A 14656-nucleotide genomic window follows, 5' to 3' on the forward strand; every position below is an offset into this window, starting at 1 on the left:
CCCGGCGCTGCGCACCCCCCGACAGACTCCTGCGACAGGACGCTTTCACCATCATGACCTCGATTCGCTCTGTTCCCAATGCATTGACCATTGCCGGCTCCGACCCCAGCGGCGGCGCCGGCATCCAGGCCGACCTCAAGACCTTCTCGGCGCTGGGCGCCTACGGTACCAGCGTGATCACCGCCCTCACCGCCCAGAACACCCGCGGCGTCGCCGGCGTGCACCCGGTGCCGGCGGACTTCATCGGCACCCAGCTCGCCACCCTGCTCGACGACGTGACCATCGACGCAGTCAAGATCGGCATGGTGGCAAGCCGCGAGGTCGCCGAGACGATCCGCGCGGGGCTCTCACGACAGCGGCCGCGCTGGATCGTACTCGACCCGGTGATGGTGGCCAAGAGCGGCGACATCCTGGTGGATGACGCCGGCATTGCCGCGGTACGCGAGGTGCTGGTGCCGCTGGCCGATCTGATCACCCCCAACCTGCCGGAAGCCGCCGTGCTGCTCGGCTGCCCGATTCCCGAGACCCGCGCCGACATGCAGGCCCTGGCACCGGCGCTGGACGCCCTGGGCGCCGGCGCCGTGCTGCTCAAGGGCGGGCACCTGGAGAGCGAGAGCTGCCCCGACCTGCTGATCCAGGGCAGCGAAACCCGCTGGCTGGAGGGAGAGCGCATCGCCACCGCCAACCTGCACGGCACCGGCTGCACCCTCTCCTCGGCGATCGCCGCCCGCCTGGCGCAGGGCGACGACCTGCCCACGGCGGTGGCCACGGCCAAGCGCTGGCTCGAGGCGGCGCTCGACGCCAGCGTACGGCTTGACGTGGGACAAGGTCACGGCCCGGTGCATCACTTTCACGCCTGGTGGTAGCCCGTCGGGCTTGCAGCCCCGCGACTCCCCACCCATGCTGAAGACAGCCCCCGACGGGTTCGTCCTTCACATGAGGGAGACACCATGACCCAGACCCTGCTGTTCGCCTGCGACCTCTCCGCCGAGAACCGCGCCGCCTATGCCCGGGCCGTTCGCCTGGCCGTCGACAGCGGCGCGCGTCTCGATGTCATCCATGTGCTCGACCCCTATCTCCCCCACCGGGTGCTGCACGACCTGGAAGAGGCCGTGGTCGCCGACATGCAGGCGACCCTGACGGATATCCGCGAGGACTACGCCCTGGCCGAGCCGCGCACCCTGCTGCAAACGGTGGCCGGCGCCCCCTACGCCGAGATCATTCGCGAGGCCCACGACCGCGAAGTGGACATGATCATCCTCGGCGCCCACCGTAAGCGCGGCCAGCCCGACCTGGTCGCCGGCACCACCCTGGCGCGGGTGCTGCGCAGCGCCCCCTGCCCGGTGCTGTCGGTGAGCCAGCCCGCCAATCACGACTGGCAGGACATCCTGGTACCGGTGGACTTCTCGCTGGCGACCCGCCATATCCTGCGCCAGACCCTCAAGCGCTTCCCCGATGCGCGCCTGACCCTGCTCCACGCCTGGGACATTCCCGGCGAGCGGGAGCTGGGCTCCGACCGCGAGTACGCCCGCTGGCGGGACCGCGAGGTGGAGCGCCTGCGCGGCCAGCTCGAGCGCGAGACCGACCAGCTGATGAGCGAGCTCGACGACGTCCCCGAGCTGGAGCTGGTGCTCGAGCAGGGCGACCCCCTGGAGGTGCTGCTGACCCGCCTGCGCCGCCAGCCGCCGGACCTGCTGGCGCTGGGCAGCCGCGGCCAGTTGGGACGCCAGAGCCAGATCACCGAAGCGCTGCTCTCCGAGCCCCACTGCGACATCATGCTCTGCCGCGCCTGGTAGCGCCTGCGCTGCGGCTCGCCCGTGCTACCCTTGGCGGCGTTTGAAATGTCAGGGAGCGCACAGGATGAAAGCACTGATTCAGCGGGTCACCCAGGCCAGCGTGGTCGTGGAGGGGAGCACCGTGGGCGCCATCGACCGCGGCCTGCTGGCGCTGGTGGGGGTGGAAAAGGGCGACGACGAGGCCGCCGCCGACAAGCTGCTGCACAAGCTGCTGCACTATCGGGTGTTCGCCGACGCCGACGACAAGATGAACCTCAACCTGCAGCAGGTTGAGGGCGGGCTGCTGCTGGTCTCCCAGTTCACCCTGGCCGCCGACACCCGCAAGGGGCTGCGACCGAGCTTCTCCAGCGCCGCCCCGCCGGCCGAGGGCGAGCGGCTCTTCCACTACCTGCTCGAACGCGCCCGCGCGGCCTGGCCCAGGGTAGAGAGCGGCGAGTTCGCCGCCAATATGCAGGTCGCGCTGGTCAACGACGGGCCGGTGACGTTTCTTCTCGAAAGCTGACGGAAGCGACTATCGGACGGCAGAGGGGGCCATGGGAAGGGGAATATCGCGGCTTTTCCGGCGACAGGCTTCTGCGGAGGCGCTGTGAACCCTTCCCTGGGCGCTACTTTTTCCTTCCCTGGAAAAAGACCTCCGCTCCAGCCTGTCCCCGGCGCCGCTCGGTCAGCCGCCCTCATACTGCAGCACGGCGCTGCATTACGAGGCTAAGGGTTGCCCAGCAATTCAGCCTCCATTTCCTCCAGCGCCTCCTCGGCGGCCAGCCACTCGGCTTCCAGGTCGTCGAGGCGCGACTTGAGCTCCCCCTGGCGGGCCAAGGTGGCGGTCAGCTCCTCCTTGCGGGCAGCGTCGATGTAGAGCTCGGCGTCGGCGAGCGCCTCCTCCACCTCGGCCAGCTCCCCCTGCACCTTCTCCATGGCCTTCTCGGCCCGGTCGCGGGTCTTCTTGAGCGGGCGCAGCTTTTCGCGCAGCTCGGCGGCGGCGCGGCGGGATGCCTTGCGGTCCTCCTTGGCGACGCCGCCCTCGGCCTGGCGCTCCGCCTTGTCGGCCCGGGCCTCGCGCCGCTCGCCCTCCAGCCGCGCCTTGAGCCAGGCCCGATAGTCCTCCAGGTCGCCGTCGAAGGGCTCGACCCGGTGGTCGGCCACCCGCCAGAACTCGTCCACCGTGGCGCGCAGCAGGTGGCGGTCGTGGGAGACGATGATCACCGTGCCCTCGAAGGCCGCCAGGGCCTCGGTGAGCGCCTCGCGCATCTCCAGGTCCAGGTGGTTGGTGGGCTCGTCGAGCAGCAGCAGGTTGGGTTTCTGCCAGGCCACCAGCGCCAGCGCCAGGCGCGCCTTCTCGCCGCCGGAGAAGCGCCCCACCTCGGCGAAGGCATCATCGCCCTGGAAGCCGAAGCCGCCCAGAAAGTTGCGGATGGTCAGGTCGGCCGCCGTGGGCGAGAGCCGCTGCACGTGCTGAAAGGGCGTCGCCGCCAGGTCGAGCCCCTCCAGCTGGTGCTGGGCAAAGTAGCCGATCGCCAGGTGCTCACCGGCCACCCGCCGGCCGGCAAGCAGCGGCAGCTCGCCGGTCAGCGACTTGATCAGCGTCGACTTGCCGGCCCCGTTGGGGCCCAGCAGACCGATCCGCTGGCCCGGCAGCAGGGTCACCTTGACCTGGTCGAGCTGGACTTTTTCGTCCCCCGTCTCGTCGCGGTAGCCGAGCCGCGCCTCGTCCAGCACCAGCAGCGGATGCGAGGTCTTGTCGGCGGCGGGCAGGGTGAAGTGAAAGGGCGAGTCGGCATGGGCCATGGCGATCTCGCCCATGCGCTCGAGCATCTTCAGGCGGCTCTGGGCCTGGCGCGCCTTGGTGGCCTTGGCCCGAAAGCGTGCCACGAAGCGCTCGATCTCCTCCTTGCGGGCCTGCTGCTTGGCGGCCTCGGCCTGCTGCAGCGCCAGCTTCTCGGCGCGCGTGCGCTCGAAGGTGGTGTAGTTGCCGCGGTAGAGCACCAGGCGCTGGCGGTCGAAGTGCACGATGTGGTCGCACACCGCATCGAGGAAGTCGCGGTCGTGGGAGATCAGCAGCAGGGTGCCGGGATAGCGAACCAGCCACTGCTCGAGCCACAGCAGGGCGTCGAGGTCCAGGTGGTTGGTGGGCTCGTCGAGCAGCAAGAGGTCGGAGGGCATGAACAGGGTGCGCGCCAGGTTGACGCGCATCCGCCAGCCGCCGGAGAAGTCCGACAGCGGCCGCTCGAGATCCGCCTGGGTAAAGCCCAGACCCACCAGCAGCTGGGCGGCACGGGCCGGCGCGCTGTAGCCGTCCAGCGCCTCGATGGCACCATGCAGCTCCCCTTCCCGGTGCGCATCGTCCTGGGCGCGGGCGCGTTCCAGCGCCGCCTCGGTCTGGCGCAGCTCCTGGTCGCCGTCGAGCACGTAGTCGACGATGGCGCGATCCAGCGCCTCCACCTCCTGGGCCATGTGGGCGATTCGCTGACCGCCGCTCATCTCGATCTCGCCGCGGTCGGGCGCGAGCGTGCCCAGCAGCAGACCGAACAGACTCGACTTGCCGGCGCCGTTGGGGCCGACGATACCGGCCTTGTGGCCGGCGTGCAGGGTCAGTTCGGCTTCTTCGAGCAGGGTCTGGGTGCCGCGTTGCAGGGCGACCCGGCGCAGTGCAATCATGCAGACTCCAATGGCAGAAAGGAGGCTGCCGCCCGCTGGCGACAGCCGATCATGAGCGACGATTCTACCCCAATGACCGCGGCTCTGCGGGCCCGGCTCGCCGCTACCCCGCTGTGGGATTTCGCCCTGGCCCTCTATGCCCGCCCGGGCGTGGAAGCCGCCTGCCTGCGACTTCAGGACGAGGCCGGCGTCGATGTCTGCGAACTGCTGTGGCACTGCTGGCTGTATCGGCACGGCCTGGTCGTCGAGGGGGAGCCCGAGGCGCTGGAGTCGATCCGCGCCTGGCAGCGCGACGTTACCGTCGTGGTGCGCGGTCTGCGCCGCGAGCTGAAGACCGACGCCCAACACCACCCCGGCGTGGCCGAGGTTCGCCGCCAGCTACAGCGAAGCGAGCTGGCCGCGGAGCGCGAGACCCTGGCGCGGCTGCAGGCGGTGAGCGAAAGCGGCCAGGGCATATGCCCCCTTTCAAGCCCCCCTCCCGGCCTCGAATCAACCCTGGCATCACGCTGGCAACTGCAGAAAAAACCACAACTTCTGGCGCTGCAAACCCTCGAATGCCAGCTTGACCCTCCCCAGGGGCCACGCTAGCCTGAAATTAGCTATGCAGCCATTGCGGCTGATTGTCGCCTGTGGACGCAAGGTGTATTTACGGGCCCAACCTGCTAGGAGAACATAAGAATGAAGGCAACCAAGCTGCTGACCACTGCCAGTATCGGCGCCCTGCTGTTCGGCATGTCTGCCGCCGCCCAGTCCGCCAACTGGCGCTATGCGCACGAGGAATTCGAGGGCGATGTCCAGGACGTGTTCGCCGTCGCCTTCAAGGAGTATATCGAGGAAAACTCCGATAATACCCTGCAGATCTATCGCTTCGGCGAGCTCGGCGAGTCCGACGACATCATGGAGCAGACCCAGGCCGGTATCCTCCAGTTCGTCAACCAGTCCCCCGGCTTCACCGGCGCGCTGATCCCCGAGGCGCAGATCTTCTTCATTCCCTATCTGCTGCCGACCGACGAGGAGACCGTCCTCAGGTTCTTCGACGAGAGCGTGGCCATCAACGAGATGTTCCCGGAGCTCTACGCCGAGCAGGGACTCGAGCTGCTCAAGATGTACCCGGAAGGTGAGATGGTCGTCACCCTGGACGAACCCTTCACCGCGCCGGAAGATCTGCGCGGCAAGAACATCCGCATCATGACCAACCCGCTGCTCTCCGAGACCTATCGCGCCTTCGGCGCCACCCCCACCCCGCTGCCCTGGGGCGAGGTCTACGGCGGCCTGCAGACCGGCATCATCCAGGGGCAGGAGAACCCGCTCTTCTGGATCGAGTCCGGCGGCCTCTATGAGGTGTCACCGAACCTGGTGTTCACCGGCCACGGCTGGTTCACCACCGCCATGATGGCCAACCAGGACTTCTTCAACGGCCTCTCCGAGGAGGAGCAGCATTTGGTGCGTGACGCCGCCGGTCACGCCTACTCGGTGACCATCGAGCACATCTCCGGCCTGGCCGAGGAGTCGCTGGCCAAGATCCAGGAGGCCTCCGACGAGGTCACCGTCACGCGCCTCACCGAGGAGCAGATCCAGGCCTTCCGCGAGCGTGCTCCGCAGGTCGAGGAGCGCTTCGTCGAGATGACCGGCGAGCGCGGCGCCGAGCTGCTCGAGCAGTTCAAGGCCGACCTGGAAGCCGTGACCGGCGAGTAAGCCCAAGAGGCCACTCACCGCTAGCGTGCAAGGGGGCAGCCGGCCGGCTGCCCCCTTGTGGTTTATATCGCAGCTGCGCGGCAGCCGGCTGTCGCCTCTCGGCCATTCAGCGTTGAAGCCCACGGGCATGTAGCACTCTGCGGTTGCATACCCTAGGGGCAAGTGCACAGGCATTCATCGCTGCGCAGGGAAGCCCTCAGGAGTCCGGTCTCATGACAGAAGAAGAATCCGAGAAGAACTACCGCTCGACACTCCCCGGCCCGCTGGGGGTCGTCGATACCTGGATCAGCAAGGCGGAGGCGGTGATCCTGGCCATGGGCGTGATCCTGATGGCGATCAATACCGTGGCCAACGTGGTCAGCCGCTTCGTGCTGGGCGAGAGCCTGCACTTCGCCGAGGAGGTCAACCGCATCCTGATCGTCATGATCACCTTCGCCGGGATCGGCTATGCCGCCCGCCACGGGCGCCATATCCGCATGTCGGCCTTCTACGATGCGCTGCCCACCGGGGCCCGGCGCTGGCTGATGATCTTCATCGCCCTGTTTACCGCCATAGTGATGTTCACGCTCTGCTACTACTCGATCGGCTACATCTCCACGGTCCAGTCCCGCGGTCGTGTCCTGCCGTCGTTGAGCATCCCGGTGTGGATCATCTACCTGTGGGTACCCGTCGGCTTCGCCGTGACCGGCATCCAGTACCTGCTCACCGCCTTCAAGAATCTCACCTCCCGTGACGTCTACCTGTCGACCCATGTGGTCGACGGCTACAAGGACACAGAAACGGAAGTCTGACGCCGGGCTCGCGAGGAACACACCATGACCACAGTCATCGTCACCATCATGATCGTGCTGCTGCTGCTCGGCTTCCCGATGATGATTCCCCTGGCCACGGCGGCCTTCGTCGGTTTCTACATGACCTTCGGCGGCACCGGGCAGATGGAAACCCTGATCCAGCAGCTGATGGGCGGCATCCGCCCCACCGCCTTGATCGCCGTCCCCATGTTCATTCTCGCCGCCGATATCATGACCCGCGGCCAGTCGGCCAACCGGCTGATCAACATGGTCATGAGCTTCGTCGGGCACATCAAGGGCGGCCTGGCCGTCTCCACCGCCGCCTCCTGCACCCTGTTCGGCGCCGTGTCCGGCTCCACCCAGGCCACCGTGGTGGCGGTGGGCTCACCGCTGCGCCCACGCATGCTCAAGGCCGGCTACAAGGACCCCTTCACCCTGGCGCTGATCATCAACTCCAGCGACATCGCCTTTCTGATCCCGCCGAGCATCGGCATGATCATCTACGGGGTCATCTCCGGCACCTCCATCGGCGAGCTGTTCATCGCCGGTATCGGGCCGGGCCTGCTGATCCTGGCCATGTTCTCGGCGTACTGCGTGGTCTACGCCATCGTCAAGAAGGTGCCGACCGAACCGAGGTCGACCTGGAAGGAGCGCGCCCTGGCGGTACGCGATGCGCTCTGGCCGCTGGGCTTCCCGGTGCTGATCGTCGGCGGGATCTATGGCGGCATCTTCAGCCCCACCGAGGCCGCCGCCGCCTGCGTGCTCTACGCCGTGCTGCTGGAGTTCGTGGTGTTCCGCTCGCTGAAGCTGCAGGACATCTACACCATCGCCAAGTCCACGGGCCTGATCACCGCGGTGGTGTTCATCCTGGTGGCGGTGGGCAACGGTTTCTCCTGGATCATCTCCTTCGCCCAGATTCCTCAGGAAATCCTCTCTGCCGTGGGGATCCACGAGGCCGGGCCGATCGGCGTGCTGATCGCCATCTCCATCGCCTTCTTCGTCGCCTGCATGTTCGTCGACCCTATCGTGGTGATCCTGGTGCTGACGCCGATCTTCGCCCCCGCCATCGCCGCCTCGGGCCTCGATCCCGTGCACGTAGGGGTGCTGATCACCCTGCAGGTGGCGATAGGCTCGGCGACGCCACCCTTCGGCTGCGACATCTTCACCGCCATCGCCATCTTCAAACGGCCCTACTGGGAGGTGATTCGCGGCACGCCCCCCTTCGTCTTCATGCTGGTGCTGGCGGCAGTGCTGATCATCATATTCCCGCAGATCGCCCTGTTCCTGCGCGACCTGGCCTTCCGTTGATCGACGCGGCGAACCCGACTCTGAGGAGATGGTAACGATGTTCAATCGGATACTGATACCGGTGGACGGCTCCAAGGGCGCGATGAAGGCGCTGGAGAAGGCCGTGGGGCTGCAGCTGCTGACCGGCGCCGAGCTCTATATCCTGTGCGTGTTCAAGCACCACAGCCTGCTGGAGGCCTCGCTCTCCATGGTGCGGCCCGAAAAGCTGGATATTCCCGATGACGCCCTCAAGGAGTACGCCACCGAGGTGGCCGTACATGCCAAGGGCGAGGCGGTGGAGCTGGGCGCCGACCCGACCAAGCTGCGCGCCTTCGTCAAGGGGGGGCGCCCCTCGCGGACCATCGTGCGCTTCGCCCGCAAGCGCGAGTGCGACCTGATCGTCATCGGTGCCCAGGGCACCAACGGCGAGAAGAGCCTGCTGCTGGGCAGCGTGGCCCAGCGCGTGGCCGGCTCGGCCCACTGCCCCACCCTGGTCGTCTGACCCCCGCCGGGCCGGCCGTCTCCACGCGGCGCGGGTGCGGAACCGGCCCGGCCCTGCTAGAGTCCGACTATCGAAACGGAGAGCCCCCGAGACGGGCTTTCCCCACGATCCCTTCAACAAGGACTCTGCATGAAGCCTCTGCTGACATCCACACTTGCCCTGGCGATGGCCGCCCCCCTGGCCATGGCCGCGCCCGAGACCGACGAAGAGCGGCTCAGCTACAGCCTGGGCGCTGCCTACGGTCAGAGCATCATCCAGGATTTCGCCGACCTGGACGTCGACGCCTTCGCCGATGCCATCCGCGATGTCATCGCCGGCAACGAACTGGCCCTGAGCAACGACGAAATGGCCGAGACCCTGAGCCGCTTCCAGCAGGACGCCATGGCCAGCCGCCAGGCCGAGACCGAGCAACTGGCCGAACTCAACTTGGCAGAAGGCGAAGCCTTCCTGGCCGAGAACGCCGAGCGCGATGCGGTCGAGGTCACCGACTCCGGCCTGCAGTACGAGGTGTTGGAGGCCGGCGATGGGGCAAGCCCGGGCCCCATGTCCCAGGTCGAGGTGCACTACGAGGGCATGCTGGTCGACGGCACCGTCTTCGACAGCTCCTTCGACCGCGGCGAGCCCGTTGTCTTCCGCGTCGACCAGGTGATCGAGGGCTGGCAGGAAGCCCTGCAGCTGATGAGCGCCGGTGACAGCTGGATGATCTACATTCCCGCCGAGCTCGCCTATGGCGCCCAGGGGCAGGGCCCCATCGGCCCCAATGAGACGCTGATCTTCCGGGTCGAGCTGCTCGAGGTAACGGACTGATCGCCTTGCCCAGACTCACCCTGCCCCTGGTCGCGGCGACCCTGCTGACGGCCCCGCATGCCTTTGGCGACGAGCGCCCGGCCGATCTGCCGCGGCTCGGCGCGGCGGGCGATGCCGTCAGCGTGATGGGGATCTCCTCGGGGGGCTACATGGCCACCCAGCTGGCGGTGGCCTGGCCCGAACGCTTTCAGGGGCTGGCGGTGCTCAGCGCCGGCCCCTGGAGCTGCGCCCAGGGCGGCCTGGGGCGCGCCCTGGGGCAGTGCATGTCGACGCGCCGCGGCCCGCCCGACCTGGAGGACCTGAATCTGCGCCTGCGCGACTATCAGGCCCGGGAGCTGGTGGGCGACGCCCGCGACCTGGCCGAGCTGCGCGCTTACGTCTGGCACGGCGAGGCCGATACGGTGGTGGACCCGTCGCTGGGAATGGCGCTGAGCGAGCAGCTGGCAGCCTGGCTGGCCAATCCCGCCGAGCAGTTGGAGAGCGTGCAGCAGCCCGATATCGGCCATGGCTGGCCGGTGCCGCTACACGAGGCCATTCCGCCCAGGCACCTGGCGGAGTGCCGCGGCGGCGGCGGCACCCGTCTGCTGGCCTGCGGCCTGGATGTCGCCGGGAAGGCGCTGAGCTGGCTGCATGGGGAGCTGACACCCCCGACCAGGAGTGACGACAGCGCCCGCCTGGTGCCCTTCGACCAGTCGGACTTCGCGGTGCGGGGGGTCGGCGAGGTGGGCTACCTGCTGATTCCCGAGGCCTGCGACGCCGGGGGCTGCGACGTGACCCTGGCCCTGCACGGCTGCGGCATGGACAGCGAACAGATCGGCGAGGCCTTCGTTCGCCACAGCGGACTCAACGAGTGGGCCGCCGCCAATCGGCGTCTGGTGCTCTATCCTCAGGCCGAGACCAGCCTGGCCAATCCGCAGGGCTGCTGGGACTGGTGGGGCTTTGCCGAGAGCAGCTGGCAGCTCGACCCGCTTCACGATACCCGCGAGGGCACCCAGGTCAGGGCGCTGATGGCCATGCTCGACCGCCTGATGGAGACGCCGGACGACGAGCGCCGCTGACCCGGCGGGCCTGGCATCGGCGGGTCAGGCAAACGACTTCAGCCCGCGCCGAGCTCGCTCTCCAGGGCCGAGCGCAGCGCATGGGGGGTCGGCGAGTAGAGCACCCGCTGACGGATCTCGCCGTGGCGGTCGACCAGGTAGAGCGACGAGCTATGGTCGATGGTGTACTCCAGCGCCGAGTCGGGCGCCTCGACCCGGCGCCACACCGCCCCGTAGCGCTCGATGACGTCGGCCAGCTCGGCTTCGCTGCCCGTCGCGCCGATGAACTCATCGCCGAAGTAACCTGCGTATTCGCGCAGCCGCTCGATGGTGTCGCGCTCGGGGTCCACCGTGATCATCAGCGGTACCACCCGCTCGCGCTGCGACGCCTCCAGCCCCTGCATCACCTGGCGAACCACCGCCATGCTCATGGGACAGACATCCGGACAGTAGGTGTAGCCGAAGAACATCACCGCCAGCTGATCGTCTTCGAGCTGGCTCAGCGAGAAATCCCCCTGGGTCGAGGCCAGTTCCACCGGCCCACCGCGCGGCTCACCACTCTGCCCGCCCTGCTGCTGGAACCAGCCATAGCCGCCCACACCCAGCATCACCACGATCAGCACGACACCTGCCAAGAGCCCCTGTCGCTTCATAATTGGCTTCTCTCTACCTCGAAGTTGAACCCGCTGCCCAGGCGCTCCTCGCCGCTGGTCACAATGACCCGCGCTCGCCAGGGCATCACCGCCTCGGTACAGATGGGAATCTGACCCTCACCCTGGAAGCGGCCATCGGCTTGCCGCGTCAGCGGGTAGCGGTGCAGCCCCATGTCCATATCGCGACCGATGAAGTCCACCACCACCGAATCTGCCTGAATGCCCTCTAGGGCCACCGTCACCGGCAGGATCTCCAGCGCGCGAATCTCGCCGTCGGCGCCCAGATCCAGGGTCAGGCCACCCTCCTCTCCCAGAAGCGCCCGACAGGGCCCATGGCTCAGGTCACAGCCAGTTTCCTCGGGAAACCAGCGCACATCATCGCCTCCGCGAACACTGTAGTTAACCAAATACCAAAGCGCCACGACCAAGGTGATCAGCGTGGCCAGCATCATCAGGCGCAGCCCCGGGAAACGGGGCGCGGAGGACTCATGCAAAGAGGAGGAGCTCATGACGGCGAAAGCAGCACTTTAATGAAAGGTGACAGAAGGTAAGCTTAACAGCATTTGCCCGCGATCGAGCGTGGGTAGATGTCGCAGCCGAGGACGAAGGAGACCGACATGGAGAGCGTCATGGGGGCACTGGGCCCACTGTTCCTGCTGATTCTGCTCGGCTACCTGCTGGGCTGGCTGCGACACCCCGGCAGCGACTTCTGGCCCCAGCTGGAGCGGCTGATCTATTTTCTGCTGTTTCCCGCCATGCTGGTGTCCACCCTGGCCACCGCCGACGTGGCCCAGGTCCCGGTAGGCCGGCTGGCGCTGGTGCTGCTGGGCGCCATGCTCGCCCTGGGCACCCTGCTGTGGGCGCTGCGCCGCTGGCTGGCGCTGGAGGCCGCCGCCTTCACCTCGGTCTTCCAGGGCGCCCTGCGCTTCAACACCTATGTGGGGGTGGCCGGGGCCGCCGCGCTGCACGGGGCCCACGGGGCCACCGTGGCCGCGGTGGCGGTGGCACTACTGGTCCCGGTCGTCAACGTGCTGTGCGTGGCCAGCTTCATCGCCGCCGGCACCCTGGGCCCCTCCAGCCTGGGCCAGAGCCTCGCGGCGCTGCTGCGCAATCCGCTGATCCTGGCCTGCCTGCTGGGCATCGCCCTGAACCTCAGCGGCATCGGCCTGCCCGGCTGGAGCGAGGCGACGGTGGAGCTGCTCGGCCGCGCCGCGCTGCCGCTGGGGCTGGTCGCGGTGGGCGTTGCGCTCCGCCCCCGCGCCCTGATGCGTCTCGACCGCGGCGTCTGGTCCGCCAACCTGGTCAAACTGGTCTTGATGCCGACCCTGGTGCTGGCCCTGGCCCTGGCCCTGGGGCTGGACGCCGTCAGCCGCGACGTGGCGCTGCTGTTCGCCGCCCTGCCCACCGCCACCTCGGCGTATATCCTGGCCCGCCAACTGGGCGGCGACGCCGAACTGATGGCCGCGCTGATCACCGGCCAGACGCTGCTGGCCATGGCGACGCTACCGCTGTGGCTGCAGCTGGCGGGATAAATAAAAAATATTCGCATTAGCTTTGACAGGGCGAATGAGAATGGATTACAGTGAGGGCGTGGCGTTGATGAGGCGCCACACCCATGAGGGAAGCCGTCAGTTTCCCGCCATGGTTTCTCCCCCCTCATTGCTAGTCACGGTCTTGCCTGCGCCTCCTCTGGGGGCGCTTTTTTTTGGCCCCCTCCTCTTGGCCCCCTCCTCATTGCGGCTCTTTACCCAGGCTCAGGGTCTTGCCTGCGCGCAGGGCAAAGCGCCCCGCCGACAGGGTCGGCGAGGCGCTGTGTGTAAAGGGTTCGAGCAGGCTTAGTCGATACGGCGGTAGATCAGGTCCCAGACGCCGTGCCCCAGCTTCTCGCCTCTCGCCTCGAACTTGGTCAACGGGCGGAAGTCCGGTCGCGGCACATAGGGGGCGGTCTCCGGCGCGGCGGTATTGGCATAGCCCGGGGCGGCGTCCATCACCTCGGCCATCCACTCGGCGTAGGCGGCCCAGTCGGTGGCCATGTGCAGGGTGCCGCCGGGCTTGAGCCGGGTGCGGATCAGCGCCACGAAGGCGGGCTGCACGATGCGCCGCTTGTGGTGCTTCTTCTTCGGCCAGGGGTCGGGGAAGAACAGCTGCAGGGTATCGAGGCTGGCCTCGGGCAGGCACTCTTCGAGCACGCGCAAGGCATCCTCGCGATAGACCCGCAGGTTGGTCAGCCCGCGCTTGTCGGCCTCGTCGAGCAGCTTGCCGACACCCGGGGCGTGCACTTCGATGCCGATGAAGTCGGTCTCCGGATGGGTCTCGGCCTGCTCGACGAGCGAGGCCCCCATGCCGAAGCCGATCTCCACCACCCGCGGTGCACGGCGACCGAACAGCGCATCGAGGTCCTGCCGGCCGTCCGCCAGGCTGAGCCCCAGCCGCGGCCAGACCTCCTCGAGCCCGCGGGTCTGGGCCTGGGTCATGCGGCCGGCGCGCAGCACATAGCTCTTGATACCGCGGCGGTGCAGGGGCGCCTCCGGCCCTTCCGGGCCGGTGGTCGACGAGGGAGTGTCGTGTGACGGGTCAGTCATGGGCAGGGTCGAACGCTCTCGGAGGGGGAATCAGCCGTTGATACGGCCGGCAAAGGGGGACGAGGGGTCGGCACTCTGGCGGCGCGGCATGCGCCCGGCCAGGAAGGCCTCGCGTCCGGCCTCGACGGCCTTCTTCATGGCGCTGGCCATCAGCACCGGCTGTCGCGCGTGGGCGATGGCGGAGTTCATCAGCACGCCATCGCAGCCCAGCTCCATGGCCATGGCCGCGTCGGAGGCGGTGCCGATCCCGGCATCCACCAGCACCGGCACGCCGGCCTGCTCGATGATCAGGCGAATGTTGTGGGGGTTCTGGATGCCGTGGCCGGAGCCGATCAGCGAGCCCAGCGGCATGATCGCGCAGCAGCCCAGCCGCTCGAGCTCCCGGGCGACGATGGGGTCGTCGCTGGTGTAGACCATGACATCGAAGCCGTCGGCGATCAGCTCCTCGGCGGCCTTGAGGGTCTCCACCACGTTGGGGTAGAGGGTGCTGTCATCCCCCAGCACCTCGAGCTTGACCAGCCGGTGGCCGTCGAGCAGTTCGCGGGCCAGCTTGCAGGTGCGCACTGCGTCCTTGGCCGTGTAGCAGCCGGCGGTGTTGGGCAGCAGCGTGAAGCGCTCCGGCGGCACGGCGTCGAGCAGGTTGGGCTCGCCGACCTCCTGCCCCAGGTTGGTGCGGCGCACGGCGAAGGTGACCACCTCGGCGCCGGAGGCGGCAATCGCCTCGGCGGTCTCGTCGAAGTCCTTGTACTTGCCGGTACCGACCAGCAGCCGGGAGGCGAAGCGGTACCCGGCAATTTGCAGCGGCTGATCCTGAAAGATGTCTGTCATCGAGTGTGCCTTTATCTAATGAT

The 14656-nt window shown here is 67.9% G+C and carries 16 protein-coding genes; 11 read left to right on the plus strand and 5 right to left on the minus strand.

The window, feature by feature from the left end; all coding sequences use genetic code 11:
• The first annotated feature begins 53 nt into the window (after positions 1-53).
• The 3 genes from thiD to dtd all read left to right on the plus strand — a co-directional run bounded on the left by thiD (position 54) and on the right by dtd (position 2298).
• Positions 54-866, plus strand: a complete 813-nt coding sequence (gene thiD, locus HOP52_RS02060; RefSeq protein WP_238975464.1) for a bifunctional hydroxymethylpyrimidine kinase/phosphomethylpyrimidine kinase — start codon at positions 54-56, stop codon at positions 864-866.
• Between the two features lie 84 nt (positions 867-950).
• The gene (locus HOP52_RS02065; protein ID WP_238975466.1) at positions 951-1796 is read left to right on the plus strand and encodes a universal stress protein; all 846 of its coding nucleotides are present in this window, start codon (positions 951-953) and stop codon (positions 1794-1796) included.
• Positions 1797-1860: 64 nt separating this feature from the next.
• The gene (gene dtd / locus HOP52_RS02070) at positions 1861-2298 is read left to right on the plus strand and encodes a D-aminoacyl-tRNA deacylase (protein ID WP_238975468.1); all 438 of its coding nucleotides are present in this window, start codon (positions 1861-1863) and stop codon (positions 2296-2298) included.
• A gap of 203 nt (positions 2299-2501) precedes the next feature.
• Here the strand turns inward: dtd and HOP52_RS02075 are convergent, their stop codons facing one another.
• Positions 2502-4451 (minus strand): ATP-binding cassette domain-containing protein, encoded by a 1950-nt coding sequence (locus HOP52_RS02075; RefSeq protein WP_238975470.1) that lies wholly within the window; start codon positions 4449-4451, stop codon positions 2502-2504.
• 51 nt (positions 4452-4502) lie between these two features.
• Between HOP52_RS02075 and HOP52_RS02080 the strand changes: the two genes are divergently transcribed.
• From HOP52_RS02080 to HOP52_RS02110, 7 genes are all read left to right on the plus strand, one after another.
• Complete coding sequence (locus tag HOP52_RS02080) at positions 4503-5039, plus strand: TIGR02444 family protein (RefSeq protein ID WP_238975471.1); 537 nt, start codon at positions 4503-4505, stop codon at positions 5037-5039.
• A 90-nt stretch (positions 5040-5129) separates the two neighbouring features.
• Entirely contained in the window at positions 5130-6146 is a 1017-nt protein-coding gene (locus tag HOP52_RS02085; RefSeq protein WP_238975473.1) for a TRAP transporter substrate-binding protein, read from the plus strand.
• A gap of 212 nt (positions 6147-6358) precedes the next feature.
• A complete protein-coding gene (locus HOP52_RS02090; RefSeq protein WP_238975475.1) occupies positions 6359-6937 on the plus strand; it encodes a TRAP transporter small permease in 579 nt (192 codons plus the stop codon).
• 24 nt (positions 6938-6961) lie between these two features.
• On the plus strand, positions 6962-8245 hold the full coding sequence (locus HOP52_RS02095; protein ID WP_238975476.1) for a TRAP transporter large permease: 1284 nt from the start codon (positions 6962-6964) through the stop codon (positions 8243-8245).
• A 37-nt stretch (positions 8246-8282) separates the two neighbouring features.
• On the plus strand, positions 8283-8726 hold the full coding sequence (locus HOP52_RS02100; protein WP_238975478.1) for a universal stress protein: 444 nt from the start codon (positions 8283-8285) through the stop codon (positions 8724-8726).
• Between the two features lie 129 nt (positions 8727-8855).
• Positions 8856-9533 (plus strand): BamJ family beta-barrel-assembly machinery protein, encoded by a 678-nt coding sequence (locus HOP52_RS02105; RefSeq protein ID WP_238975481.1) that lies wholly within the window; start codon positions 8856-8858, stop codon positions 9531-9533.
• A 5-nt stretch (positions 9534-9538) separates the two neighbouring features.
• Positions 9539-10591, plus strand: coding sequence for an alpha/beta hydrolase family protein (locus HOP52_RS02110; RefSeq protein ID WP_238975483.1), 1053 nt, complete (start codon positions 9539-9541; stop codon positions 10589-10591).
• A gap of 38 nt (positions 10592-10629) precedes the next feature.
• On the opposite strand, the gene HOP52_RS02115 is transcribed toward HOP52_RS02110, so the two are convergent.
• Positions 10630-11223, minus strand: a complete 594-nt coding sequence (locus HOP52_RS02115) for an SCO family protein (protein WP_238975485.1) — start codon at positions 11221-11223, stop codon at positions 10630-10632.
• Entirely contained in the window at positions 11220-11717 is a 498-nt protein-coding gene (locus tag HOP52_RS02120) for a hypothetical protein (RefSeq protein ID WP_238975487.1), read from the minus strand. The genes HOP52_RS02115 and HOP52_RS02120 overlap by 4 nt, the downstream gene beginning before the upstream one ends.
• A gap of 123 nt (positions 11718-11840) precedes the next feature.
• Here HOP52_RS02120 and HOP52_RS02125 point away from each other — a divergent pair, with 123 nt between their 5' ends.
• Complete coding sequence (locus tag HOP52_RS02125) at positions 11841-12755, plus strand: AEC family transporter (RefSeq protein ID WP_238975489.1); 915 nt, start codon at positions 11841-11843, stop codon at positions 12753-12755.
• Positions 12756-13058: 303 nt separating this feature from the next.
• Here HOP52_RS02125 and trmB read toward each other — a convergent pair whose 3' ends face one another.
• Together trmB and HOP52_RS02135 are read right to left on the minus strand one after the other, a co-directional pair.
• On the minus strand, positions 13059-13805 hold the full coding sequence (gene trmB, locus HOP52_RS02130) for a tRNA (guanosine(46)-N7)-methyltransferase TrmB (RefSeq protein WP_238975491.1): 747 nt from the start codon (positions 13803-13805) through the stop codon (positions 13059-13061).
• Positions 13806-13835: 30 nt separating this feature from the next.
• Positions 13836-14633 (minus strand): thiazole synthase, encoded by a 798-nt coding sequence (locus HOP52_RS02135; protein WP_238975493.1) that lies wholly within the window; start codon positions 14631-14633, stop codon positions 13836-13838.
• Positions 14634-14656: the final 23 nt, after the last annotated feature.

The sequence above is a fragment of the Billgrantia campisalis genome (genome assembly GCF_022341425.1).
Lineage (GTDB): Bacteria > Pseudomonadota > Gammaproteobacteria > Pseudomonadales > Halomonadaceae > Halomonas > Halomonas campisalis.

Coding starts and splice junctions, on each gene's coding strand:
- HOP52_RS02135 (WP_238975493.1), bottom strand. CDS start 14,633: ATGACAGACATCTTTCAGGATCAGCCGCTGCAAATTGCCGGGTACCGC.
- HOP52_RS02075 (WP_238975470.1), bottom strand. CDS start 4,451: ATGATTGCACTGCGCCGGGTCGCCCTGCAACGCGGCACCCAGACCCTG.
- HOP52_RS02095 (WP_238975476.1), top strand. CDS start 6,962: ATGACCACAGTCATCGTCACCATCATGATCGTGCTGCTGCTGCTCGGC.
- trmB (WP_238975491.1), bottom strand. CDS start 13,805: ATGACTGACCCGTCACACGACACTCCCTCGTCGACCACCGGCCCGGAA.
- thiD (WP_238975464.1), top strand. CDS start 54: ATGACCTCGATTCGCTCTGTTCCCAATGCATTGACCATTGCCGGCTCC.
- dtd (WP_238975468.1), top strand. CDS start 1,861: ATGAAAGCACTGATTCAGCGGGTCACCCAGGCCAGCGTGGTCGTGGAG.
- HOP52_RS02115 (WP_238975485.1), bottom strand. CDS start 11,223: ATGAAGCGACAGGGGCTCTTGGCAGGTGTCGTGCTGATCGTGGTGATG.
- HOP52_RS02105 (WP_238975481.1), top strand. CDS start 8,856: ATGAAGCCTCTGCTGACATCCACACTTGCCCTGGCGATGGCCGCCCCC.
- HOP52_RS02090 (WP_238975475.1), top strand. CDS start 6,359: ATGACAGAAGAAGAATCCGAGAAGAACTACCGCTCGACACTCCCCGGC.
- HOP52_RS02085 (WP_238975473.1), top strand. CDS start 5,130: ATGAAGGCAACCAAGCTGCTGACCACTGCCAGTATCGGCGCCCTGCTG.
- HOP52_RS02080 (WP_238975471.1), top strand. CDS start 4,503: ATGAGCGACGATTCTACCCCAATGACCGCGGCTCTGCGGGCCCGGCTC.
- HOP52_RS02065 (WP_238975466.1), top strand. CDS start 951: ATGACCCAGACCCTGCTGTTCGCCTGCGACCTCTCCGCCGAGAACCGC.
- HOP52_RS02125 (WP_238975489.1), top strand. CDS start 11,841: ATGGAGAGCGTCATGGGGGCACTGGGCCCACTGTTCCTGCTGATTCTG.
- HOP52_RS02100 (WP_238975478.1), top strand. CDS start 8,283: ATGTTCAATCGGATACTGATACCGGTGGACGGCTCCAAGGGCGCGATG.